The following is a 22827-nucleotide window of genomic DNA, read 5'->3' on the forward strand; positions in this document are numbered from 1 at the left end:
AAATTTGGTATAATATCTTGAGGTGAATTTTATGGCAAATTTAAATCGATTCAAGTTTACATTTGGGAAAAAAACATTAACGCTGACAACTGAACATGACAATCTTTTCATGGAGGAGATTGCTAAAGTTGCGACGGAAAAGTATGAAGCAATCAAAGAACAAATGCCTGGAGCTGATGATGAGACAGTAGCTATTCTCTTAGCAGTTAACTGCTTGTCAACACAGCTCAGCCGTGAGATTGAATTTGATGATAAGGAGCAAGAGTTAGAATCGCTCCGTTATAAAGTAGTTGCGGCTAAACAAGAGCAGAGTAAGATTGAGGATTCCCTATGATTTCCATTCTACTCTTATTAATCCTTGCTTGGAGCTTTTATATTGGCTACCGCAGAGGAATTATTTTGCAAGCATATTATCTTGTAGCAACGATTGCCTCTGCTTATTTTGCAAGCAAATATTACCTAGCTTTAGGGCAGAAGTTCAATTTATTAATCCCTTATGCTAATCCGCAGGAAGGACAGGGAACTTTCTTTTTCCCATCCAATCAACTTTTCCAACTAGATAAGGTTTTTTATGCAGGTGTCGGCTTCCTCTTAGCCTTTACGATTTTTTACTGCATCGGCCGTTTGCTTGGTCTTTTTCTAAACCTAGTACCAAGTAAGATACTTGATGGGAAATACTATCGTATCGGTGCGGGTGTGCTATCAATAGGTGTGACCTTATTTGTCCTCCAGATGATGCTAACGATTCTCGCGACTGTGCCATTACAAATTGTTCAAAATTCACTTGAAAATAGCTTTGTAGCTAGACATATCATCCAAAGCATTCCATTCACAACTAATTTTATTAAACAGCTTTGGGTTACTAAAATAATCGGTTAAAAAGGGCGGGAACTATTCCTAGCCTTTTGTTTACAATTTCGAAAAGTAAGAGATTGATTTAAAGAGTTAAAAATAAGAAAGGCCATAACTTTTTTACGAAGGAAATAAGATGAATACAAAAATACTAGAAACGTTAGAATTTAACAAGGTCAAGGCTTTATTTGAACCTCATCTTTTGACGGAACAAGGACTAGAACAGTTAAAAGAGCTAGTCCCAACAGATAAAGCTGATAAAATTAGACAGGCCTTTGCAGAGATGAAGGAGATGCAAGACCTCTTTGTCGAGCATCCACATTTCAGTATCTCAGGAACCAAAGACATTGCTGCAACCTGCAAACGTTTGGAGATGGGAGCAGACCTCAACATCGAGGAGTTTCTCCTTCTCAAACGTGTCATTTTTGCCAGTCGTGAACTGAAAAACTTCTATGACAATCTTGAAAATGTCCGCTTGGACCACTTGGCAAATTGGTTTGAGAAACTTCATGATTTTCCACATCTGCAGGGTAATCTCCAAGCCATCAATGAAGCTGGATTTATTGAGAATTTTGCTAGTGAAGAACTAGCACGAATCCGTCGTAAAATCCATGATAGCGAGAGCCAAGTTCGTGACGTCTTGCAAGAACTTCTCAAACAAAAGGCACAGATGTTGACAGAAGGCATTATCGCTAGTAGAAATGGTCGCCAGGTTCTCCCTGTCAAAAACACCTATCGTAATAAGATTGCCGGTGTGGTTCATGATATTTCTGCCAGTGGGAACACTGTCTATATTGAACCGCGTGAAGTGGTCAAGCTGAGCGAAGAAATCGCCAGTCTGCGTGCGGATGAACGCTATGAGATGATGCGTATTCTTCAGGAACTCTCTGAACGAGTAAGACCGCATGCAGCTGAAATCGCAAATGATGCCTGGATTATTGGACATTTGGACTTGATTCGGGCTAAGGTTCGCTTTATCCAAGAAACTGGAGCAGTAGTGCCTCAAGTCTCTGAAGGACAGGAGATTCAACTCCTCCATGTTCGTCATCCCTTGGTGCAAAATGCTGTTGCTAATGATGTACACTTTGGTAAGGATCTAACAGCCATCGTCATCACTGGTCCCAATACGGGTGGTAAGACTATTATGCTTAAAACCTTAGGTTTGACGCAATTGATGGCCCAGTCAGGTTTGCCGATTTTGGCGGATAAGGGAAGTCGTGTGGGAATATTTGAGGAGGTCTTTGCGGATATCGGAGACGAACAATCCATCGAACAAAGTCTTTCAACCTTCTCTAGTCACATGACTAATATCGTTGATATTCTTGGTAAGGTCAATCAAAACTCGCTCTTGTTGCTAGATGAGCTTGGAGCAGGAACAGATCCCCAGGAAGGAGCTGCCCTTGCCATGTCAATCTTAGAGGACTTGCGCTTGCGTCAGGTCAAGACTATGGCAACCACTCACTATCCTGAACTCAAGGCCTACGGAATTGAAACGGCTTATGTTCAGAATGCCAGCATGGAATTTGATACAGCTAGCTTGCGCCCGACCTATCGCTTTATGCAAGGCGTACCTGGTCGAAGCAACGCTTTTGAGATTGCTAAACGTCTAGGATTGTCAGATGTCATCGTAGGTGACGCTAGCAAGCAGATTAATCAAGACAATGATGTCAATCGCATTATTGAGCAATTGGAAGAGCAGACACTTGAAAGCCGCAAACGTCTTGAGAATATTCGCCAAGTCGAGCAAGAAAACCTTAAGATGAATCGTGCTCTTAAAAAACTCTACAATGAGCTAAATCGTGAGAAGGAGACTGAACTCAATAAGGCGCGTGAGCAAGCTGCCGAAATCGTTGAATTGGCTCTGGCTGAAAGTGATGATATTCTTAAAAATCTTCACAGCAAATCTCAACTAAAACCACATGAAATTATCGAAGCCAAGGCCAAACTCAAGAAGTTAGCACCTGAAAAAGTTGATCTTTCTAAAAACAAGGTTCTCCAAAAAGCCAAGAAAAAACGAGCTCCAAAAGTTGGAGATGATATTATCGTTTTAAGCTATGGTCAACGGGGTACCTTGACCAATCAACTCAAGGACGGTCGTTGGGAGGCTCAGGTTGGCTTGATTAAGATGACGCTTGAAGAGAAGGAATTTGACTTGGTACAAGCTCAGCAAGAAGCACCAGTCAAGAAGAAACAAGTCAACATAGTTAAAAGGGCAGGTGGTAAAGGTCCACAGGCTCGACTAGACCTTCGTGGCAAACGCTATGAGGAGGCTATGGAAGCCTTGGATGCCTTTATTGACCAAGCTTTGCTCAACAATATGGCTCAAGTGGATATCATCCATGGTATCGGTACAGGGGTCATCCGTGAAGGGGTAACCAAATACCTGCAAAGAAACAAGCAAGTCAAGAGCTTTGGCTATGCACCGCAAAATGCAGGTGGGAGTGGTGCAACCATCGTAACCTTTAAAGGCTAACCAAGCTATAGAATGAAATGTCAAAAGAGTACCTATCAAGTGATAGGTACTTTTTTGATGAATTTATTTTAATCATTATTGTTAGTGAGTATTTTAAAAGGGGACAATCGTTTTATAGCCAAAAAAATTGATGAAGGCTTGTCTAGCTGAGCTTTAATTATGTTATACTGATAGTAACGTTATTTTCGGAGGTTGGTATGAAAAAACTCCCCTTAGCCTTTTCAGGTTGCTTATTGGGATTGGCTGGAGCAGGAAATCTCATCTTGGATATTTTTCCGCTTTTATCACACATCTTTAGTTTGTCAGGCTTGATTTTATGGTTATATTTTTTGGTGAGCCACCTCAATAACTGGCATGAAAGTAAGCAAGAACTGAAGAAAGCACCCGTCTTGTCAGGAATGGCGACCTTTCCCATGGCAGGGATGATTTTATCGACTTATTTGTTGCGCGTATTACCTATGAGCTTGAGTATTATTGCACAAGTTCTCTGGTGGTTTGCCTTTCTACTGGATGTCGGTTTAATTATCTACTTTACTATCAATTACGTTCAGGCTAAACCAAGGACGAGCGCAACGCCAAGTTGGACGGTTCTTTATGTGGGAATCGCAGTGGCAAGCTTGACTTACCCAGTAGTGGGGATAGTTGGGATTGCCTATGGAGCTTGGATTTTTGGTTTTATCTTAACCCTTATCCTTTATCCTCTCATTTATCAAGATTTGAAAAAGAATCCATTGCCACTGGCTTTACTAGGGCAAGAAGGGATCTATTGTGCTCCATTTTCTCTCCTGTTGGCAGCACTAGTTCGGATAGGAGGTCCAGACCTTCCTAGCTGGATTTTGCTGGTCATGGTCCTTGCATCTCAGACTTTCTTTTTCTTTGTCCTTAGTCGCTTGCCGAGAATTTTAAAACAGGGATTTCAACCAGCCTTTTCAGCCCTGACTTTCCCAACCATCATCACGGCAACTTCCTTGAAAATGTCCCAAGGCATTCTGCAGTTTCCGATCCTCAATCTCCTCGTTTGGTTAGAAACTATCATTTGTTTAACAATCCTTGTCTACGTATTAGTAGAATATGTGAGATATTTAAGAAAATAAAAGACCCCCTAGCACGGAGAAGTGTTAGGGGTTTATTCTATATTTAGTTTGAGAAGTATTTTGGAACCATTCGAAACAACACAGCTCTAAAACGCCACAGAGCCCCCAAGGCTCGCAAATGAGGTTTTGGAACCATTCGAAACAACACAGCTCTAAAACTGTGACAGATACTATCAAACCATTTGTTGAGTTTTGGAACCATTCGAAACAACACAGCTCTAAAACTACAGAATTTACAATCAACAGATGTGACTTGTTTTGGAACCATTCGAAACAACACAGCTCTAAAACATTGAACCGACTCTACAAGCTAAAACTGCTGTTTTGGAACCATTCGAAACAACACAGCTCTAAAACGCTTATATGCGTCTTTATAAGAAATTCCTTGTTTTGGAACCATTCGAAACAACACAGCTCTAAAACACCCTTAGCGAAATTCTCTGGAGATACTTTGTTTTGGAACCATTCGAAACAACACAGCTCTAAAACAGCACTACCTCCACTTAGACCTCCATTATTGTTTTGGAACCATTCGAAACAACACAGCTCTAAAACAACAGTCATTGGAAATATATGTGAGTCAAGGTTTTGGAACCATTCGAAACAACACAGCTCTAAAACGGACGATACAATTAGCGATAACTGGTGCGAGTTTTGGAACCATTCGAAACAACACAGCTCTAAAACTAACTGGGCATCCAACGGTATCTCAGTAAAGTTTTGGAACCATTCGAAACAACACAGCTCTAAAACCTACAGGCTGGGCAACCAATGAGGCGGGCTGTTTTGGAACCATTCGAAACAACACAGCTCTAAAACTGTTAGTGTTTCTGATTTTTTCATATCTTGGTTTTGGAACCATTCGAAACAACACAGCTCTAAAACGCTAGATTCGAGGGATAAAACGATTATTACGTTTTGGAACCATTCGAAACAACACAGCTCTAAAACGAATGAGTTTGGATATGGTAAGAATCCGCAGTTTTGGAACCATTCGAAACAACACAGCTCTAAAACTACAGAATTTACAATCAACAGATGTGACTTGTTTTGGAACCATTCGAAACAACACAGCTCTAAAACATGCGACTGTATCGCTAAAAAAAATGGACAGTTTTGGAACCATTCGAAACAACACAGCTCTAAAACCTTCAAATTTTGCTTTAAGTTCTTCGTCTGGTTTTGGAACCATTCGAAACAACACAGCTCTAAAACAAAAGGGGGTGATTCAATTGGATTGGTCGGTGTTTTGGAACCATTCGAAACAACACAGCTCTAAAACTGATTTCAATATGCTCATCCACCAAATTATGTTTTGGAACCATTCGAAACAACACAGCTCTAAAACGAGAGCGTGGACCGATAGGACCACAAGGCCGTTTTGGAACCATTCGAAACAACACAGCTCTAAAACGGTAGAAATGAAAGTTCTTACAAAAGAACCGTTTTGGAACCATTCGAAACAACACAGCTCTAAAACAGTCATTGGATGCAGTAGATAATACGGGAGGTTTTGGAACCATTCGAAACAACACAGCTCTAAAACAGAATGTGGAGAGTTGAAAATAATTTGACGTTTTGGAACCATTCGAAACAACACAGCTCTAAAACGTAAGCCTGCTGCTTCTGCGGAACGTAGCAGTTTTGGAACCATTCGAAACAACACAGCTCTAAAACCTTGCGCAAGCATTTGCAAACATCTTCAATGTTTTGGAACCATTCGAAACAACACAGCTCTAAAACCCAAAATGTCCCCGACTGCATCTTTACCGTGTTTTGGAACCATTCGAAACAACACAGCTCTAAAACACCCAAGGTTTTCGTGCAGTCGGTAGCAAAGTTTTGGAACCATTCGAAACAACACAGCTCTAAAACAAAAAAATTGTATCTGCGTTTCATTGCTAAGTTTTGGAACCATTCGAAACAACACAGCTCTAAAACATTCCGTCAAGTCCTACATATTCAAGTAGTGTTTTGGAACCATTCGAAACAACACAGCTCTAAAACAGTCTGAAAGATATTGCTATCAATGAATCTGTTTTGGAACCATTCGAAACAACACAGCTCTAAAACCTGAATCAGTACCTATCAGCCTGTAAATTTGTTTTGGAACCATTCGAAACAACACAGCTCTAAAACATAAAAACTAATCTAAAAATTAAATAGCTTGTTTTGGAACCATTCGAAACAACACAGCTCTAAAACCTCGTAGAAAAATTTTCTCACGAAATTTCGTAATCGCGCCATTCGTCTCAGCCAGACTTTAGCTCGTCAAGTTCCAATTGTTACTCTTATTATATCATATTTTCAAGGTTCAAGAAATAGTCTTGATCTAGTACATACTGCGGAAACTCAAAGACTTTTCGAGGCTCGACAAATAAAACTCTTAGTTGATTTAGTTTGATATACTCTATCAAATTTACTAACTCATTCTTTGATAGATAGGCGGATGCATTAATGAAAACAAGGAGTTTCTTTTTAGAAAGATATTTAAAAACCTGAACAATTTCTAGCATCTTTTCAAAAGGTGTATCACTCAGGGTTTCGACTTTGACACCAAGTGCATCGATTAACTCTAGAATGGTAATTTCATCATACTCTAGATCTAACTCGTTTTCCAAACACTCAAATGCCAGCAATTCTGTAATCGTAGCAACCAACTTTTCAATCATGGACTTAACTTCGGGCTTGTCATTGAGTTGATTTTCTAAATCAGCATGTATTAGCTTTAGCATGGCAGGTGAGTTGAGATTGTATCCCAAGACATCCGTTATCACTAGCAATTCAGCCTCTTTCAGAGTTTTTAGATTTCTATCAAACAACTTCAACTCCCCATCATCGGTATATTGGTAGAACTGCTTGACGATAGTTGAAAAAGTGATTTGATCTTCCAGCACTAAAAAAGTTGCATTTTCAATAACTAAAGGTTCATCTAATAATGGGAAATTAATCTTCATCTTTAGGCTCCTCTCCCAGAAAAACCAAACGAGCATCTGAGTTTGCTATGCTAGTATTTCGCTCGCCATTTAAGTAAATCATGCGAGAAAACTGCTTTTCTGTAACGGTTAAGAGAGTAATGTTTCCTTTCTTAGGGTTATGAGTCTTGAGCCGCTCAATCATGGCGTTATTAGCAGAGTTATTGAGCAAGAGCTTGCTATAGATGGAGAATTGGTGCATGATAAATCCCTCATCTATGAGGAACTTCCGAAATTTCCGATAGGCCTTACGTTCCTCTACGGTATCAACGGGCATATCGAACATTAAAATCATACGCATATATCGATAACTCATATCCTAAATTCAGGAACTCCTTTCTCGGGTTGATTGAGAGCTTGGATGACTTTCTTAGTATAGTCACTGACGATATTGGACAGGTACATATCTTTGCCGTTGTAGTGGAAGGTATCTGAGAAGATAGTAAAAAGCTCTCGTTTGATTTTGACAAAAGAACTGCTTCGATTTTCATAGACGATCCTATCAATAATCGGACGAAAAGGTTCCATAATATCGCTAGCTAGGTTGAATTGATTGAACTGGTTGGCATGTTTCAATCCAAACTGAGTCATACAGCCAGACAACACAATTTCACGCGCAAACATACTCAAAATCAAGGTGTAGCCGTAGTCCAAGGCAGCATTGATATCACTATCTTGCTCACGACTAAAATCATTTCCAAACAAGGTGTTGAAGTAAATACGAGCTGCGTGCCCTTCGCGGTTACTAGGATCAAATAAATCCAAACCATGATAGAGATCGATGACGGACTGAGATTTTTCTAGAAAACCACAACTCCCCAGATAAAAGGCCTGATTGAGAATTTTTTGTGCAATAATGGTGGTCCAAATTTGTGCTTTAGCTTCCTCGCTCCATGTGATTTGGCGAGAGAGTTGCAGACTGGAATCGTGCCGACCGTAGTAGGGCATTAAGTATGCCGTCGGCAAACGTTTATCATCACAAAAGATGACCAGAATATTTTCATCCACCAAGCGTTTGATTAGCATAGTGGAGAGAACGATATCCGTTGTCTCCAAAAGCAGGATGTCCACCTCGGACAGGTGAATTAACTCTGTCTGGGAGGCATCTTTAAAAATCAAGTGATTATTTTTGTAAGAAAGCTTTGAATGTGTATTGACAACAACGGTTCTCCATCCCATCAGTCTTCTCCCAGTTTGCTTAAGTCAATCCTAGTCTCATAGAGACCAGTGATGGATTGGTGGATGAGGGTGGCGTTGAAACAAGAAGACACAGATTGATATCGTACATTTGATTGACTAATTTCAACACCAAGAAATCTAAAAGCTCCAGGAGCTCCAAATGAGGTGAGTTTCAACAGCGAGATAAAGGATTCGCTTAACTGATAAATATCTTTATCGGCTTGCTCAAACGCTTGTTGTAATAATGATTCAACAATTGGTTTTTGGATATATTTTTTAGATAAAGAAATGATTGTTGTTAATAATTCTTCAAATTCACTTTGATGTGTTTCTACATACTGTTTATGAATTGGTTCACTAATTTTATTAATTCGCTGTGCGTGGTAAAGCAAAGTAGTGAAATGGTAAGGTAAAATCAACTCGTTACCTTTTTGCAATTCAATAGAGCTTGCTAATAATCTTCGCTGTCCATCATTAAACTCAAAGAGACTATACTTAGGTAGTTTTATAATAAGATTAGGATTGATATTTTTATAACCATATTCTTCGAGATAGGCGATTGGATTTGCTTCAAATTTCTTTTTATCTTGAATGGTTATTCCAACCATCTCTTTAATTCTCTTTAATTTTTTAGCCTTTCCTTTTTCAATATCTGCTATAACAAGAACTGAATAAGCGATTGTAGGTCTTGCATAGCCACCATACTTTTCAGGTGACAAACCAGATTTGATAGGGATTAATTTGCTTGAGTCAACTACTTTTTTCTTGGACACAATATTGTTATCAAACAGACCACCATTTTGTCCAACGGTTTGCTCTTCTGTCTTCTTCACAATATTCACCTGTGGATAGGAAAGAACTTTTTTGATTGTAGCGAAATCTTTTTCCTTATTCCAAGCGATTTCTCCTGTATCCTTGGAATACTCGATATTCTCTCTTTTTACGATGGTTCCGTCTGCGTAATGTACCTCTTCTTTGAAGAAGTTCAACAAGTTTGAGTAGAAGAAATACTTTTCTGTTGCTTTTTCAATTTCTTTAGGGTCTTTACTTCCTGAGATGTATCTCTTAAGATCATGTTTTTGATAGTCACCATAGACGAATTCAGGTTCTAGTTTAGGATATTTCTTAAGGATAGCCTTAGCAACCACAGCATTTAAATAAGCATCATGTGCATGGTGGTAGTCATTGATTTCTCGCACCTTGTATAGCCTAAATTCTTTACGGAAGTTGGAAACTAGATTGGATTTCAAAGTGATGATTTTGACTGTACGGATTTTCTGGTTTTTCTCATTCACTTTTGTATTAAAGCGAGTATTCAAAATCTGTGCAACATGTTTTGTGATTTGCCGTGTTTCAACCAACTGACGTTTGATAAAGCCAACTTTATCTCGCTCATTTAGTCCACCTCGTTCAGCCTTGGTTAAATTATTAAATTTACGTTCTGAAATTAACTTTGAATCCAACAATTTTTGCCAAAAACCTTTTCTTTTTTGAACAACCTCTAAACTTGGAACATTATCAGATTTACCTCGATTATTCTTTGAGCTAGTCAAGACACGGTTATCGAGAGAATCGTCCTTTATAAAGGCTTGTGGGATGATGTGGTCAATGTCGTAGTTGCTTAATTGATTGATGTCAAGGGTTTCCCCTGTATACATATCTTTTCCATTTTGGATATAATAAAGGAAGAGACGCTCATTTTGAAGTTGAGTATTATCTGTTGGTTGTTCTTTTAGAATATTGGAGTTGAGCCCAGATGCCAGATTTTTCAGTGAATCTTCAATGCGCTTGTATCTTTGTTGGGAATTCTTTTTCCCTCTTGCAGTTGTCTGATTCTCTCGTGCCATTTCAATCACTATGGATTCAGGGGCCTGCCCCATAACTTTGACAAGTTCATCAACAATCTTGATACTTTGTAAAATTCCCTTTTTAATGGCAGGACTTCCTGGAAGTTCTTGGACAACTTGCTTCACATCGTCTGTCTTACCAACCACTTGTGATTCTTGGATAATTTCTTTAAAAGAAAGCCCATCATCATTGATTAACTGCATAAAGTTACGATTGTTGTAACCATCATCAATCAGATAATCAAGAATCGTTTTACCAGTTTTTTTATCACAGATACCGTTAATTAGCTTGGCAGAGAGTTTTCCCCAACCAGTATAATGTCGACGAGTTAGTGCTTTGATTACTTTTTCATTAAAGAGAGAGTCATATTGAGCAAGGCGTTGCTTGATCATCTCACGATCTTCAAAGATAGTTAGCGTATGGACGATATTTTCAAGAATCTCTTCATTTTCAGGTTCATCCATAAACTCTTTATCCTTGATAATCTTGAGTAAATCATGATAAGTAGAAAGACTAGCGTTAAATTGTTTTTCAATTCCTTTTAGTTCGATTCCATCGTAGCCATCAACATTGTGTAGATACTGGATGATGTCTTTTTCAGTTACTTTCCTTTTCTCTTTGAATAATTGATTGACAATTTGCTTCTTCTGTCCACTATCAAGGAATTGATAGTCTTTCAATCCTTCTGCAATAAATTTTACTTTGGTTAATTCATTATAGACAGCAAATGTTTCATACAATAGACTATGCTTGGGCAAAACTTTTTCTTCTGGGAGATACAAGTCATAGCTAGTCATCTTATTGATGAAGTCTTCCGCAGAGCTTGCTTTATCAACAACATCTTCAAAATTCCAAGGTCGGATTGCTTGGTCAGAATTTCGAGTAAGCCAAGCAAAATCACGATTGCCACGAGCTAATGGGCCAACGTAGTAAGGAATACGGAAGGTTAAGATTTTCTCTATCTTTTCTTTATTTTCCTGCAAAAATGGATAGTGTTCTCCTTGCCGATGGAGAATAGCATTCATTTCTTGAAGATGAATTTGATGAGGAATAGAACCATTATCAAAGGTTCGTTGTTTTCTCAAGAAATCTTCACGATCAATTTTATCAAGGAAATAATCAGCTCCTTCGAATTTAGAGAGAAGATTTTTGATATATTTGTAGAATGCTTCTTGAGTGGTCTTACCATCGATATATCCAGCATATCCATCTTTAGATTGGTCAGAAAAAACGTCATCATATTTTTCTGGAAGATTGTTTTTGATGAATTGTTTTAAATCTGCCAAGTCTTTTTGGTGGCTTTCATAGCGCTTAATCATAGATGCTGATAGTGGAGCTTTGGTTGAAGGATCTGTAACAGTTAAGATTCCTGATAGAAGAATGGCGTCATAGAGTTTTTTAGCAACCAGGAAAAGGTCTGCAAAACCATCTCCAATTTGTCCGAGTAAGTTTTCCAAATCCTCATCATAGGTATCTTTAGAGAATTGAAGTGGAGCTTTTTCTTCTAAATCAAAATGTTTTTTAAAATCAGACTGATTTCCTACAATTAATTTGAGAAATTCTGAAAACAAACCAGTGGATTTTTCATCAGGAAAGAGTTTTAGAACGCGTTCTCTCTTTGCAGATTTGCTTATCTTATCAGTAAAAATTGCTTCTACTTGGGCGTTTTGTCCACTAAGTGAATTTTCCTCAAATGTGTTGTCGTAAATACTTAAAAATTCATTAAAGATTTTTTGGATATCATTGTTTTTAATATCGAAAGATTCTTCGTATAAAAAATGTCCTCGGTATTTAATCATATGGGCTAATGCCAGATAGATTAAGCGTAAGTCCGCTTTTTCTTTTGAGTCCGCCAAGTGTTTTCTCAAATGATAGATAGTTGGGAAATTCTTATGATATTCTTTTTCTTCTTTCAAGGTAGCAAAAACAGGATATTTACTTCCTCTTTTATCCTCAGGAACTAAGAAGGAGTCATCTAATCGATGAAAGAAACTACTATCCACTTTACTCATTTCCTCAGTAAAGATTTCTTGAAGATAGCGAAGACGATTTTTACGACGAGTATAGCGACGACGGGCTGTTCGTTTGAGACGTCTATCCTCAGCAGTAGTCCCTTCATCAAATAATAAAGCTCCGATTAAATTTTTCTTAATGAATTCTTTATTGGTATTTCCTAGAACTTTCATCTTTTTCGATGGAACGTTATAGTCATCTGTAATGACGGCCCATCCGACGCTATTTGTACCAATATCAAGACCGATAGAGTATGGTTTTTTAATCATCAATTTCTCTCCCATTTTATTATCTTTTTTAGATTACTCTTAGCAAACGCTAATATATTAACATCAACTAAATTATATATCTTTTACTTGTTAAAATCAACAAAATATAGAACGTTTTCAATATTAAAAGTCAAGATATGATGTTGTCCTGTTATATGTGTTATTTCTTGATATTTTTTAAAGAATGAAGTACAATATGAGTGTTGGAACTATTCGAAACAACACAGCAAGTTAAAATAAGGCTTTGTCCGTACACAACTTGAAAAAGTGAGCACCGATTCGGTTGCTAGAAAGTCATCCGCTAGGATGGCTTTTTTTGTATGCAAAAAGCTCTCTATACGAGAGCTTATTTATATTCGATACTGCTTGTTCTTTATTTTAATTCTGATGCATCTGGTAGGTAAGAACCACCAAGATAGGTCTTGCTGAGTTTTTCAAGGGTTCCGTCTTGATAGAGTTCTTTGAGGACCTTGTCAAATTGCTCTTTGAACTCTTTTTCGTCGCTTGAGAAGATAATGTAGTTATTCGGATTGTCATTGCTCTCCAAGTCAACTACGTTCAAGTCTAAGCCACGGTCTTGGATAATTTTTTGAACAGAGATTTTGTCAAAGATTAGGAAATCAAATTCACCATTGGCGAGGTCAGTCAGGCGTTTAGCGACATCCTCACCAGAGTATTGGATGGTGGCAGGATTGTCGGAGTGGTTTTGATTCCAGTCAGTAACGACCTTGGCAGTAGAAGTTCCAGTGTCATCCTGTGTAGTTTTACCAGCGATGTCTTGGAGAGAGGTAAGAACCTTGTCTTTTCTGCTCACGAGAACCAAAGGATTTTTAGCGATAGGTAGGGAGTAGAGGTATTTGTCGGCTCTCTCTTTGGTGTAGCTCAAGTTGTTGGCAGCAGCTTGGTAACGTCCAGCATCAACTCCAGGGAAGATACTTTCCCAAGCTGTTTTTTGAAATTCAATCTTGTATTGATCTAGTTTTTCATCGACCGCTTTTAAAACTTCAACATCATATCCAGTTAAATTACCATCTTGTTCAAAGTCAAAAGGTGGAATGTCTCCAGCAGTTGCTACGACAATGGTTTTAGGGCTAGTAGTAGAAGTTGAAGCACTTTCCTGTTTAGATTGTCCACAGGCCACCAGCAAGGGACTAATGGCTAATAATAAGAATAATTTTTTCATGTGTGTCTCCTTTACTTAATGCTATCTAGCTTACCAGACAATCAATCAAATAGCCAATATATATTTTTTATGGAAGTGATAGAAAAATATTATAATTTTCAGTTTAAGTTTGTAATCTAAAATTTAAATCAGATAAGAAAAAGATAATTTAGGTCACTAATGAAAAATCTCTGCAAGCTCTTTCAGAATGTGGTAAAATGGAAGCAGTAGAAATAGAAAAGGAAATCAATTATGAAATTTCTTGAGTTAAATAAAAAACGTCATGCGACTAAGCATTTTATTGATAAACCGGTTGATCCCAAGGATGTTCGAACAGCTATTGAAATCGCAACCTTGGCACCGAGTGCTCACAATAGTCAGCCTTGGAAGTTTGTTGTGGTTCGTGAGAGAAATGCTGAACTAGCCAAATTAGCTTACGGTGCAAACTTTGAGCAAGTAGCATCTGCCCCTGTAACCATTGCCTTGTTTACAGATACTGACCTAGCTAAACGAGCTCGCAAGATTGCCCGTGTTGGTGGAGCAAAGAACTTCTCAGAAGAACAACTTCAGTACTTTATGAAAAATCTTCCAGCAGAGTTTGCGCGTTACAATGAACAACAAATCAGTGACTACCTAGCCCTTAATGCAGGGTTGGTTGCGATGAACCTAGTCCTTGCATTGACTGACCAGGGAATCGGTTCAAACATTATCCTTGGTTTTGATAAATCAAAAGCCAATGAAGTCTTGGAAATTGAAGAGCGCTTCCGTCCAGAACTTTTGATCACAGTAGGGTACACAGACGAGAAGTTGGAACCAAGCTACCGCTTGCCAGTAGATGAAATTATCGAAAAAAGATAGGAAGTAAAAATGACAGTTATTGATTTTACAGCAGAAGTAGAAAAACGTAAAGAAGCCCTCTTGGCTGACTTATTTAGCCTCTTAGAAATCAACTCAGAACGCGATGACAGTGAGGCAGATGCGGAGCACCCATTTGGACCTGGTCCGGTAAAAGCTTTGGAGAAATTCCTTGAAATCGCAGACCGTGATGGTTACCCAACAAAAAATGTCGACAACTATGCAGGACATTTTGAGTTTGGTGAAGGGGAAGAAGTTCTCGGTATTTTTGCCCACATGGACGTGGTGCCAGCAGGTAGTGGTTGGGACACTGATCCTTACACTCCAACTATCAAAGATGGTCGTCTCTATGCGCGTGGTGCTTCAGATGACAAAGGTCCTACAACGGCTTGTTACTATGGTTTGAAAATCATTAAAGAACTTGGTCTTCCAACTTCTAAAAAAGTTCGCTTTATTGTCGGAACTGATGAAGAATCAGGTTGGGCAGATATGGACTACTACTTTGAGCATGTAGGACTTGCGAAGCCAGACTTTGGTTTCTCTCCAGATGCTGAATTCCCTATTATTAATGGTGAAAAAGGAAATATCACAGAATACCTCCACTTTGCTGGTGAAAACAAGGGTGCAGCTCGTCTTCACAGCTTCACAGGTGGTTTGCGTGAAAACATGGTGCCAGAATCAGCAACAGCAGTCGTTTCAGGGGACTTGGCTGATTTGCAAGCGAAACTAAATGCCTTTGTTGCAGAGCACAAGCTTAGAGGAGAAATTCAAGAAGAGAACGGCAAGTACAAGGTTACGATTATCGGTAAATCTGCTCACGGTGCTATGCCTGCTTCAGGTGTCAATGGTGCGACTTACCTTGCTCTCTTCCTCAGCCAATTTGCCTTTGAAGGATCTGCAAAAGACTTCCTTGACATTGCTGGTAAGATTCTTTTGAATGACCACGAAGGCAAAAACTTGAAAGTGGCTCATGTGGATGAAAAGATGGGTGCCCTTTCTATGAATGCTGGTGTCTTCCGCTTTGATGAAACAAGTGCTGACAATACCATTGCCCTTAACTTTCGTTATCCAAAAGGAACAAGTCCAGAGCAAATCAAGTCAGTTCTTGAAAGCTTGCCAGTTGTATCTGTTAGCTTATCAGAACATGGTCACACACCTCACTATGTACCAATGGAAGATCCACTTGTCCAAACCTTGTTAAATGTTTATGAAAAACAAACAGGTCTTCAAGGTCATGAGCAAGTTATCGGAGGCGGAACTTTCGGACGTCTCTTAGAGCGTGGTGTAGCCTACGGTGCGATGTTCCCAGATTCTATCGATACCATGCACCAAGCCAACGAATTTATCGCCTTGGATGATCTCTTCCGTGCAACAGCCATCTACGCTGAAGCTATCTATGAATTGATCAAATAATGCTATAGAAGTCTGAGATTTTATGCTTAGACTTCTTTTTGGAGGGAGAGTAGATGTCTCAAATCGAAAGAATCAAACAAGCCATCATGGCTGACCCACAAAATCAACACTATACTGAGCAAGGAATCGAACCTCTCTTTGCAGCTCCCAAAACTGCTCGTATTAATATCATCGGGCAGGCGCCAGGTCTCAAAACACAAGAAGCAGGACTATACTGGAAGGATAAAAGTGGCGACCGCTTGCGAGAGTGGTTGGGTGTGGACGAAGATACTTTTTACAATTCAGGTTACTTTGCTGTCATGCCCATGGATTTCTATTTTCCAGGACATGGGACATCCGGAGACCTACCACCTCGTCCTGGTTTTGCAGAAAAGTGGCACCCTAAACTTCTGAAAGAATTGCCAGATATTCAATTAACACTCTTGATTGGTCAGTATGCCCAAGCCTACTATCTACATGATAAAGTCAGTGGAAAGGTAACAGATCGTGTCCGTCAATTTAAAGAGTATTTGCCAGATTATTTCCCTCTGGTACACCCATCACCTCGTAACCAAATCTGGATGAAAAAAAATCCTTGGTTTGAGGAAGAAGTCTTGCCTGACTTGAAAGAAAGAATTCAAAAAATTCTCGGAGAAGAAAAATGAAAGAAATTACTTTTAATGATTTTTACCAACTATACCAGAAAGAGTCGCTTTCTGTATTAGATGTGAGAGAAGTAGAGGAATTTGAGACTCTTCATTTAGAAGGCGCTCGTAATTTACCTCTCAGCCAATTAGCGGATACTTATAAACAACTGGACAAAGACCAACTTTACTACGTAATTTGTAAATCAGGAATGCGTTCAGCACGCGCTTGTCAATTTTTAGCAGAACAAGGATATGAGGTTATCAATGTCCAAGGTGGCATGGATGCCTTAGAATAAGAAAAAACTCCCTTTAAGACCGAAAATAAGAAAGGTTTTAAAGGGAGTTTATTTGCTCTAAAAATCAGAAAATTGAAAACATTTTAAAATTATTCCGAGATAGCCTTTTCAAGCCTTTAATCATGTTATACTAAGAAAGTATTTTATTTTTTATAAGGAGAGTTTATGGCTAAAAAAGGTGCTTTAACAGGATTACTCCTGTTTGGAATATTTTTTGGTGCGGGTAATTTGATTTTCCCCCCTACCCTAGGTGCTCAATCTGGGGAACACTTTCTCCCTGCCATTGCAGGATTTGTACTTTCAGGTGTCGGACTTGCCGTCTTGACCTTGATCATCGGGACCTTAAATCCTAAGGGATATATCTATGAGATTTCTACAAAGATTTCCCCTTGGTTTGCAACGATTTATCTAGCAGTTTTGTACTTGTCGATTGGTCCATTCTTTGCCATTCCACGTACTGCAACAACTTCTTATGCAGTAGGGATTAGTCCCCTCTTGGCAGATGCTGACAAAGGTCTAGGCTTGATTGTCTTTACCCTTATCTACTTTGTTGCAGCATTCTTAATCGCGCTTAATCCTTCAAAGATTTTGGATCGTATCGGCCGTGTTTTGACTCCAGTTTTTGCCCTCTTGATTATCATCTTGGTAATTCTTGGAGCTCTCAAATATGGTGGAAATGCTCCACAAGCAGCTACAGAAGCATATCAAGCTTCAGCATTTGGAGCAGGATTCCTTGAAGGATATAATACTCTAGATGCTCTCGCATCTGTTGCCTTTAGTGTAATCGCGGTTGAAACCTTGAAACAACTTGGATTTTCAAGTAAAAAAGAGTACATCTCAACCATTTGGGTAGTCGGAATTGTCGTAGCGCTTGGCTTTAGTGCCCTTTACATCGGCTTAGGTTTCCTTGGAAATCACTTCCCGATGACAGAAGAAGCGATGAAGGGTGGAACTCCAGGAGTTTATATCTTGTCGCAAGCGACCCAAGAAATCTTTGGTTCAACAGCTCAATTATTCCTAGCAGCCATGGTAACAGTAACCTGCTTCACGACGACTGTTGGTTTGATTGTTTCAACTGCGGAATTCTTTAATGGACGCTTCCCACAACTCAGCTATAAGGTTTATGCGACTGTCTTTACCTTAATTGGTTTTGCAATTGCCAACCTTGGTCTTGATGCAATCATTAAATATTCAATCCCTGTCCTAGTTATCTTGTATCCAATTACCATTGTGATTGTTATGATTGTAATTGTGAACAAGTTTGTACCACTTTCAAAACCAGGTATGCAGTTGACAATGGGGCTTGTAACAGCTATTGCCGTAGCTAGTGTCTTGGGAAGTTCATTTGAAGTGACCTTCCTTGCCAATATTGTGAATGCTCTACCATTTGCTAAGGCTTCCTTGCCATGGTTAGTACCAGCGATTGTTGGAATCTTACTATCTCTTGTTCTTCCAAATAAGCAAAAGAGTGAACCTTTTGAGATGGAATAAAAAAACCTTGGCTTATGCCAAGGTTTTTTCAATTACTATTAGTTCGTTTGTTCTTTATAACCATGTTCTGTTAACATTTTCTTAGAGGCTTTAAAACTTACATTTTTTCCAACGCCTGAGTATTCTTCTGGTAAAGCTTTTCTAAGTTCATCTAGGCTTGCAACTGAAAGGTCGATTTCAAGGTCTTGAACGACTTTACCATCTTTAATCTCGACTGATAATGTGACACCTTTGAGTCCCTTGTATCCTTTGTAGGTTTCTTCAATTAGATTTTTTAAATCATCTGCATTATTGTTTAGGGCTTCAGGGTCAGCGACGTTATGTGCGGTTTGTTTCACAACGTTATCACCATCAACTGTATAGGTCAATGTTGACTGGATGCCGGGCTGAGAATCATTTACAAAAGTAACAGTTTTTAGTTCGGATTTCTTTTCAGTTGTTTCAACTTCAGTAGTTTTTACCTCAGTTGTCTCTGCTTTTGAAGAGTTCGAGGTTGTTGATGCTTGTTTTGAACATCCCAACAAGAATGCCAACGGTAAGGCTAAGAGAAGTGTCGTTTTGAAATATTTGTTCATATTTTTTTCCTTTCATCATAAGAACTTTTTTCATTATACCATAAAATGCTTTTACAATCAAAGTATATTCGTTTTTCCTTTTTACACATACTAAAATGGGAAAAGTGATATAATGGTAGCAAGAGGTGAAGAAATGAATCAAACTGTAAAATATATCAAAGAATTAACTGCTATCGCATCGCCAACTGGTTTCACACGTGAAATTACGAATTATTTAGTTGAGACTCTTGAAAAACTAGGCTATCAACCAATACGCACTGCTAAAGGTGGAGTGAATGTCACTGTTAAAGGTAAAAACGATGACAAACAACGTTATGTAACTGCCCATGTGGATACCTTGGGGGCTATTGTTCGTGCGGTCAAACCAGACGGTCGTCTCAAAATGGACCGTATCGGTGGCTATCCTTGGAATATGATTGAAGGCGAAAACTGTACAGTTCATGTGGCTAGTACAGGTAAAACTGTTTCTGGTACCATTTTGATCCACCAGACTTCTTGCCATGTCTACAAGGATGCTGGCACTGCTGAACGCACGCAGGACAATATGGAAGTTCGTTTGGATGAAAAAGTGACCAATGAAAAAGAAACACGCGCACTTGGTATTGAGGTTGGTGACTTTATCAGCTTTGACCCACGAACTGTCGTAACTGAGACAGGATTTATCAAATCGCGTCATTTGGATGATAAGGTCAGTGCGGCTATCCTTCTCAATCTCCTCAAAGTCTATAAGGAAGAAGGAGTTGAACTTCCTGTCACTACGCATTTTGCCTTTTCAGTCTTTGAGGAAGTGGGGCATGGTGCTAACTCAAGTATCCCTAGTCAAGTTGTCGAATATCTGGCTGTGGATATGGGAGCAATGGGGGACGACCAGCAGACGGACGAGTACACAGTATCTATCTGTGTCAAAGATGCTTCAGGTCCTTACCACTATGAATTCCGTCAACATATGGTTGCCTTGGCAAAAGACCAAGACATTCCATTTAAACTCGATATCTATCCATTTTACGGTTCGGATGCTTCTGCAGCTATGTCAGCTGGAGCAGAAGTCAAACACGCTCTTCTAGGAGCGGGTATCGAGTCTAGTCACTCTTACGAGCGGACTCATATCGATTCTGTTCTTGCTACCGAGCGTATGGTAGACGCTTACCTCAAGAGTGGATTGGTAGACTAAGATGTGCTTGATTTGCCAACGAATTGAATTGATTAAGTCAGGGGAAAATCCTTACTTTGTGAAGGAACTGGAAACAGGATATGTTGTGATTGGAGACCACCAGTATTTTGAAGGCTATACTCTATTCCTGGCAAAGGAACATGTTACAGAATTACACCATCTAAATCCAAGTATCAAAATTCGCTTTTTAGTGGAAATGAGCTTGGTCCAAGAAGCTGTCTCTAAAGCTTTTTCTGCTCAAAAGATGAATGTAGAGTTGTTGGGAAACGGTGATGCACATGCCCACTGGCATATTTTTCCGAGACGAGAGGGTGATATGAAGGGACACGGTCTTAATGGTCGTGGTCCAGTTTGGTGGGTTCCTTGGGAAGAAATGGTCGCTGAAGAATATCAGGTTAAGGGAAGCAAATTAGAAGGTTTGGTTGAAACCTTATCTGAAACTTTGGACCAAATGATAGAAATGAAAGGATAAACAATGAAAAAAAGATACCTTGTATTATCAGGATTGCTAGCCCTGACATTGGCAGCTTGTTCGCAAGAAAAGCCAGCGACTTCAGAAAATCAGACTTCAACTGAAGAAAAAACCGTCCAAGAAGGGACTGTCGGTAGTAAATCTCAGGAAGCAAGCCAGAAAAAGGCAGAAGTAGTTAATAAGGGAGATTACTATAGCGTTCAAGGGAAGTACGATGAGATTGTTATCGCTAATAAGCATTATCCCTTGTCTAAGGACTATAATCCTGGAGAAAATCCTACAGCAAAGGCGGAGTTGTTGAAGCTTATTGCTGCTATGCAGGAAGCAGGTTTCCCAATCAGCGACCACTATAGTGGTTTCAGAAGTTATGAAACTCAAACTCAACTTTATCAGGACTATGTCAACAAAGACGGAAAGGCAGAGGCTGACCGCTATTCTGCACGGCCTGGATATAGTGAACACCAAACTGGACTAGCATTTGACCTTATCGGTACAGATGGAGATTTAGTGACAGAAGAAAAAGCTGCCCAATGGCTTTTAGATCATGCTGCAGACTATGGTTTTGTCGTTCGCTATCTCAAAGGTAAGGAAAAAGAAACAGGCTATATGGCTGAAGAATGGCACCTTCGCTACGTCGGAAAAGAAGCCAAGGACATCGCTGCAAGTGGTCTCAGCTTGGAAGAGTATTACGGCTTTGAAGGTGGAGACTATGTTGATTAGTCGCAAAATATCTTGCAAGAATGCTTGAAATTTGATAAAATGAATAATAATTAAATAGGAATCTGCAAGACTAGTATCTCAGGGGAAATATATCAGGGAGGAGAGCCGTGACTGAAAGCTCTCTATATGAAAGCTGGGTGAATTCACTTGCCTATGGATTCAGAAATAAAGGTCTGACTTGTCAGATAAAAACGGATGGTACCGCGTGTCAACGCTCCGAGTGTGGAGTTTTTGGCATGTGGTTTTCTTTTTATCTACGAGAGACTGATGGAGGAATTATGTCAACTATTGAAGAACAATTAAAAGCGCTTCGTGAAGAAACGCTAGCTAGCTTGAAGCAGATTTCTGCTGAAAATGAAAAAGAGCTGCAAGAATTGCGCGTCTCTGTCCTTGGTAAAAAAGGATCACTGACTGAAATTCTTAAAGGGATGAAAGACGTTTCTGCAGAAATGCGTCCTATTATCGGGAAACACGTCAATGAAGCTCGTGATGTTTTGACAGCTGCATTTGAAGAATCAGCTAAGCTCTTGGAAGAAAAGAAAGTGGAAGCTCAACTAGCAAGTGAAAGCATTGATGTTACGCTTCCAGGTCGTCCAATTGCGACTGGTCACCGTCACGTCCTCACACAAACTAGTGAGGAAATTGAAGATATCTTCATCGGGATGGGTTACCAAGTAGTGGATGGTTTTGAAGTAGAACAAGACTACTATAACTTTGAACGTATGAATCTTCCAAAAGACCACCCTGCCCGTGATATGCAGGACACTTTCTATATCACAGAAGAAATCTTGCTCCGTACTCACACGTCTCCAGTTCAGGCGCGTGCTATGGATGCCCATGATTTTTCAAAAGGTCCTTTGAAGATGATCTCACCAGGACGTGTATTCCGTCGTGATACGGATGATGCAACTCACAGTCACCAGTTCCACCAAATCGAAGGTTTGGTTGTTGGGAAAAACATCTCTATGGCTGACCTTCAAGGAACCCTCCAGTTGATTGTACAAAAAATGTTTGGTAAAGAGCGTCAAATCCGTTTGCGTCCATCATACTTCCCGTTCACTGAGCCTTCTGTTGAGGTGGATGTTTCATGCTTCAAGTGTGGAGGAGCCGGCTGTAACGTATGTAAGAAAACTGGTTGGATCGAGATTATGGGTGCCGGTATGGTTCATCCACGTGTCCTTGAGATGAGTAGTATCGATGCAACTGTTTACTCTGGTTTTGCCTTTGGTCTTGGACAAGAGCGTGTAGCTATGCTCCGTTATGGAATCAACGATATCCGTGGATTCTACCAAGGAGATATTCGCTTCTCAGAACAGTTTAAATAAGATTGAAACCTGAAACAC

At 39.4% G+C, this 22827-nt stretch carries 19 protein-coding genes and 1 CRISPR repeat array; of the genes, 13 read left to right on the forward strand and 6 right to left on the reverse strand.

Features of this window, described 5'->3' with window-relative positions; translation table 11 throughout:
- Window positions 1–31 precede the first annotated feature (31 nt).
- The 4 genes from zapA (at window position 32) to ACXYSM_RS01440 (ending at window position 4419) form a co-directional block, all read left to right on the forward strand.
- The gene (gene zapA, locus ACXYSM_RS01425; RefSeq protein WP_004252047.1) at window positions 32–334 is read left to right on the forward strand and encodes a cell division protein ZapA; all 303 of its coding nucleotides are present in this window, start codon (window positions 32–34) and stop codon (window positions 332–334) included.
- Window positions 331–879 carry a CvpA family protein gene (locus ACXYSM_RS01430; RefSeq protein WP_458634083.1) on the forward strand — a complete coding sequence of 183 codons (549 nt, stop codon included), beginning with the start codon at window positions 331–333 and terminating at the stop codon, window positions 877–879. The genes zapA and ACXYSM_RS01430 overlap by 4 nt, the downstream gene beginning before the upstream one ends.
- A gap of 109 nt (window positions 880–988) precedes the next feature.
- Window positions 989–3325, forward strand: a complete 2337-nt coding sequence (locus ACXYSM_RS01435) for an endonuclease MutS2 (RefSeq protein WP_458634084.1) — start codon at window positions 989–991, stop codon at window positions 3323–3325.
- A gap of 197 nt (window positions 3326–3522) precedes the next feature.
- Window positions 3523–4419: a TDT family transporter gene (locus ACXYSM_RS01440; protein ID WP_458634085.1), complete on the forward strand. Its 897-nt coding sequence runs from the start codon at window positions 3523–3525 to the stop codon at window positions 4417–4419.
- A gap of 57 nt (window positions 4420–4476) precedes the next feature.
- Window positions 4477–6624: direct repeats of the CRISPR family, unit length 36 nt; unit sequence GTTTTGGAACCATTCGAAACAACACAGCTCTAAAAC.
- 89 nt (window positions 6625–6713) lie between these two features.
- Here the strand turns inward: ACXYSM_RS01440 and csn2 are convergent.
- The 5 genes from csn2 to ACXYSM_RS01465 all read right to left on the reverse strand — a co-directional run bounded on the left by csn2 (window position 6714) and on the right by ACXYSM_RS01465 (window position 13886).
- Window positions 6714–7376, reverse strand: a complete 663-nt coding sequence (gene csn2 / locus ACXYSM_RS01445; RefSeq protein WP_458634086.1) for a type II-A CRISPR-associated protein Csn2 — start codon at window positions 7374–7376, stop codon at window positions 6714–6716.
- Window positions 7366–7710, reverse strand: a complete 345-nt coding sequence (cas2, locus tag ACXYSM_RS01450; RefSeq protein WP_414283979.1) for a CRISPR-associated endonuclease Cas2 — start codon at window positions 7708–7710, stop codon at window positions 7366–7368. Before cas2 ends, csn2 begins: the two co-directional genes overlap by 11 nt.
- Window positions 7707–8573: a type II CRISPR-associated endonuclease Cas1 gene (gene cas1, locus ACXYSM_RS01455; protein ID WP_458634087.1), complete on the reverse strand. Its 867-nt coding sequence runs from the start codon at window positions 8571–8573 to the stop codon at window positions 7707–7709. The genes cas2 and cas1 overlap by 4 nt, the downstream gene beginning before the upstream one ends.
- Window positions 8573–12703: a type II CRISPR RNA-guided endonuclease Cas9 gene (gene cas9 / locus ACXYSM_RS01460; protein ID WP_458634088.1), complete on the reverse strand. Its 4131-nt coding sequence runs from the start codon at window positions 12701–12703 to the stop codon at window positions 8573–8575. The genes cas1 and cas9 overlap by 1 nt, the downstream gene beginning before the upstream one ends.
- Before the next feature lie 373 nt (window positions 12704–13076).
- Window positions 13077–13886, reverse strand: coding sequence for an amino acid ABC transporter substrate-binding protein (locus ACXYSM_RS01465; protein WP_458634089.1), 810 nt, complete (start codon window positions 13884–13886; stop codon window positions 13077–13079).
- Window positions 13887–14117: 231 nt separating this feature from the next.
- On the opposite strand from ACXYSM_RS01465, the gene ACXYSM_RS01470 reads away from it, so the two are divergent.
- The 5 genes from ACXYSM_RS01470 to brnQ all read left to right on the forward strand — a co-directional run bounded on the left by ACXYSM_RS01470 (window position 14118) and on the right by brnQ (window position 18546).
- Window positions 14118–14723, forward strand: coding sequence for a nitroreductase family protein (locus tag ACXYSM_RS01470; RefSeq protein WP_458634090.1), 606 nt, complete (start codon window positions 14118–14120; stop codon window positions 14721–14723).
- A gap of 9 nt (window positions 14724–14732) precedes the next feature.
- The gene (gene pepV / locus ACXYSM_RS01475; protein ID WP_458634091.1) at window positions 14733–16133 is read left to right on the forward strand and encodes a dipeptidase PepV; all 1401 of its coding nucleotides are present in this window, start codon (window positions 14733–14735) and stop codon (window positions 16131–16133) included.
- Between the two features lie 53 nt (window positions 16134–16186).
- A complete protein-coding gene (locus ACXYSM_RS01480; protein ID WP_458634092.1) occupies window positions 16187–16777 on the forward strand; it encodes a uracil-DNA glycosylase family protein in 591 nt (196 codons plus the stop codon).
- Window positions 16774–17055: a rhodanese-like domain-containing protein gene (locus ACXYSM_RS01485; protein WP_458634093.1), complete on the forward strand. Its 282-nt coding sequence runs from the start codon at window positions 16774–16776 to the stop codon at window positions 17053–17055. Before ACXYSM_RS01480 ends, ACXYSM_RS01485 begins: the two co-directional genes overlap by 4 nt.
- A gap of 165 nt (window positions 17056–17220) precedes the next feature.
- The gene (gene brnQ / locus ACXYSM_RS01490; RefSeq protein ID WP_458634094.1) at window positions 17221–18546 is read left to right on the forward strand and encodes a branched-chain amino acid transport system II carrier protein; all 1326 of its coding nucleotides are present in this window, start codon (window positions 17221–17223) and stop codon (window positions 18544–18546) included.
- A 38-nt stretch (window positions 18547–18584) separates the two neighbouring features.
- Here brnQ and ACXYSM_RS01495 read toward each other — a convergent pair whose 3' ends face one another.
- Window positions 18585–19121: a DUF1307 domain-containing protein gene (locus ACXYSM_RS01495; RefSeq protein ID WP_458634095.1), complete on the reverse strand. Its 537-nt coding sequence runs from the start codon at window positions 19119–19121 to the stop codon at window positions 18585–18587.
- A gap of 133 nt (window positions 19122–19254) precedes the next feature.
- On the opposite strand from ACXYSM_RS01495, the gene ACXYSM_RS01500 reads away from it, so the two are divergent.
- The 4 genes from ACXYSM_RS01500 to pheS all read left to right on the forward strand — a co-directional run bounded on the left by ACXYSM_RS01500 (window position 19255) and on the right by pheS (window position 22809).
- Window positions 19255–20292, forward strand: coding sequence for a M42 family metallopeptidase (locus tag ACXYSM_RS01500; protein WP_458634096.1), 1038 nt, complete (start codon window positions 19255–19257; stop codon window positions 20290–20292).
- A 1-nt stretch (window position 20293) separates the two neighbouring features.
- On the forward strand, window positions 20294–20764 hold the full coding sequence (locus tag ACXYSM_RS01505; RefSeq protein WP_458634097.1) for an HIT family protein: 471 nt from the start codon (window positions 20294–20296) through the stop codon (window positions 20762–20764).
- A 3-nt stretch (window positions 20765–20767) separates the two neighbouring features.
- Window positions 20768–21484 (forward strand): LD-carboxypeptidase LdcB/DacB, encoded by a 717-nt coding sequence (gene ldcB, locus ACXYSM_RS01510; RefSeq protein ID WP_414277204.1) that lies wholly within the window; start codon window positions 20768–20770, stop codon window positions 21482–21484.
- Window positions 21485–21762: 278 nt separating this feature from the next.
- The gene (gene pheS, locus ACXYSM_RS01515; protein ID WP_458634098.1) at window positions 21763–22809 is read left to right on the forward strand and encodes a phenylalanine--tRNA ligase subunit alpha; all 1047 of its coding nucleotides are present in this window, start codon (window positions 21763–21765) and stop codon (window positions 22807–22809) included.
- Window positions 22810–22827 lie beyond the last annotated feature (18 nt).

This window comes from Streptococcus sp. V940, from assembly GCF_054353495.1.

Bases quoted from the DNA above. Each gene is read 5' to 3' on its own strand.
- zapA (WP_004252047.1), top strand. From the start codon at position 32: ATGGCAAATTTAAATCGATTCAAGTTTACATTTGGGAAAAAAACATTA.
- ACXYSM_RS01430 (WP_458634083.1), top strand. From the start codon at position 331: ATGATTTCCATTCTACTCTTATTAATCCTTGCTTGGAGCTTTTATATT.
- ACXYSM_RS01435 (WP_458634084.1), top strand. From the start codon at position 989: ATGAATACAAAAATACTAGAAACGTTAGAATTTAACAAGGTCAAGGCT.
- ACXYSM_RS01440 (WP_458634085.1), top strand. From the start codon at position 3,523: ATGAAAAAACTCCCCTTAGCCTTTTCAGGTTGCTTATTGGGATTGGCT.
- csn2 (WP_458634086.1), bottom strand. From the start codon at position 7,376: ATGAAGATTAATTTCCCATTATTAGATGAACCTTTAGTTATTGAAAAT.
- cas2 (WP_414283979.1), bottom strand. From the start codon at position 7,710: ATGAGTTATCGATATATGCGTATGATTTTAATGTTCGATATGCCCGTT.
- cas1 (WP_458634087.1), bottom strand. From the start codon at position 8,573: ATGGGATGGAGAACCGTTGTTGTCAATACACATTCAAAGCTTTCTTAC.
- cas9 (WP_458634088.1), bottom strand. From the start codon at position 12,703: ATGATTAAAAAACCATACTCTATCGGTCTTGATATTGGTACAAATAGC.
- ACXYSM_RS01465 (WP_458634089.1), bottom strand. From the start codon at position 13,886: ATGAAAAAATTATTCTTATTATTAGCCATTAGTCCCTTGCTGGTGGCC.
- ACXYSM_RS01470 (WP_458634090.1), top strand. From the start codon at position 14,118: ATGAAATTTCTTGAGTTAAATAAAAAACGTCATGCGACTAAGCATTTT.
- pepV (WP_458634091.1), top strand. From the start codon at position 14,733: ATGACAGTTATTGATTTTACAGCAGAAGTAGAAAAACGTAAAGAAGCC.
- ACXYSM_RS01480 (WP_458634092.1), top strand. From the start codon at position 16,187: ATGTCTCAAATCGAAAGAATCAAACAAGCCATCATGGCTGACCCACAA.
- ACXYSM_RS01485 (WP_458634093.1), top strand. From the start codon at position 16,774: ATGAAAGAAATTACTTTTAATGATTTTTACCAACTATACCAGAAAGAG.
- brnQ (WP_458634094.1), top strand. From the start codon at position 17,221: ATGGCTAAAAAAGGTGCTTTAACAGGATTACTCCTGTTTGGAATATTT.
- ACXYSM_RS01495 (WP_458634095.1), bottom strand. From the start codon at position 19,121: ATGAACAAATATTTCAAAACGACACTTCTCTTAGCCTTACCGTTGGCA.
- ACXYSM_RS01500 (WP_458634096.1), top strand. From the start codon at position 19,255: ATGAATCAAACTGTAAAATATATCAAAGAATTAACTGCTATCGCATCG.
- ACXYSM_RS01505 (WP_458634097.1), top strand. From the start codon at position 20,294: ATGTGCTTGATTTGCCAACGAATTGAATTGATTAAGTCAGGGGAAAAT.
- ldcB (WP_414277204.1), top strand. From the start codon at position 20,768: ATGAAAAAAAGATACCTTGTATTATCAGGATTGCTAGCCCTGACATTG.
- pheS (WP_458634098.1), top strand. From the start codon at position 21,763: ATGTCAACTATTGAAGAACAATTAAAAGCGCTTCGTGAAGAAACGCTA.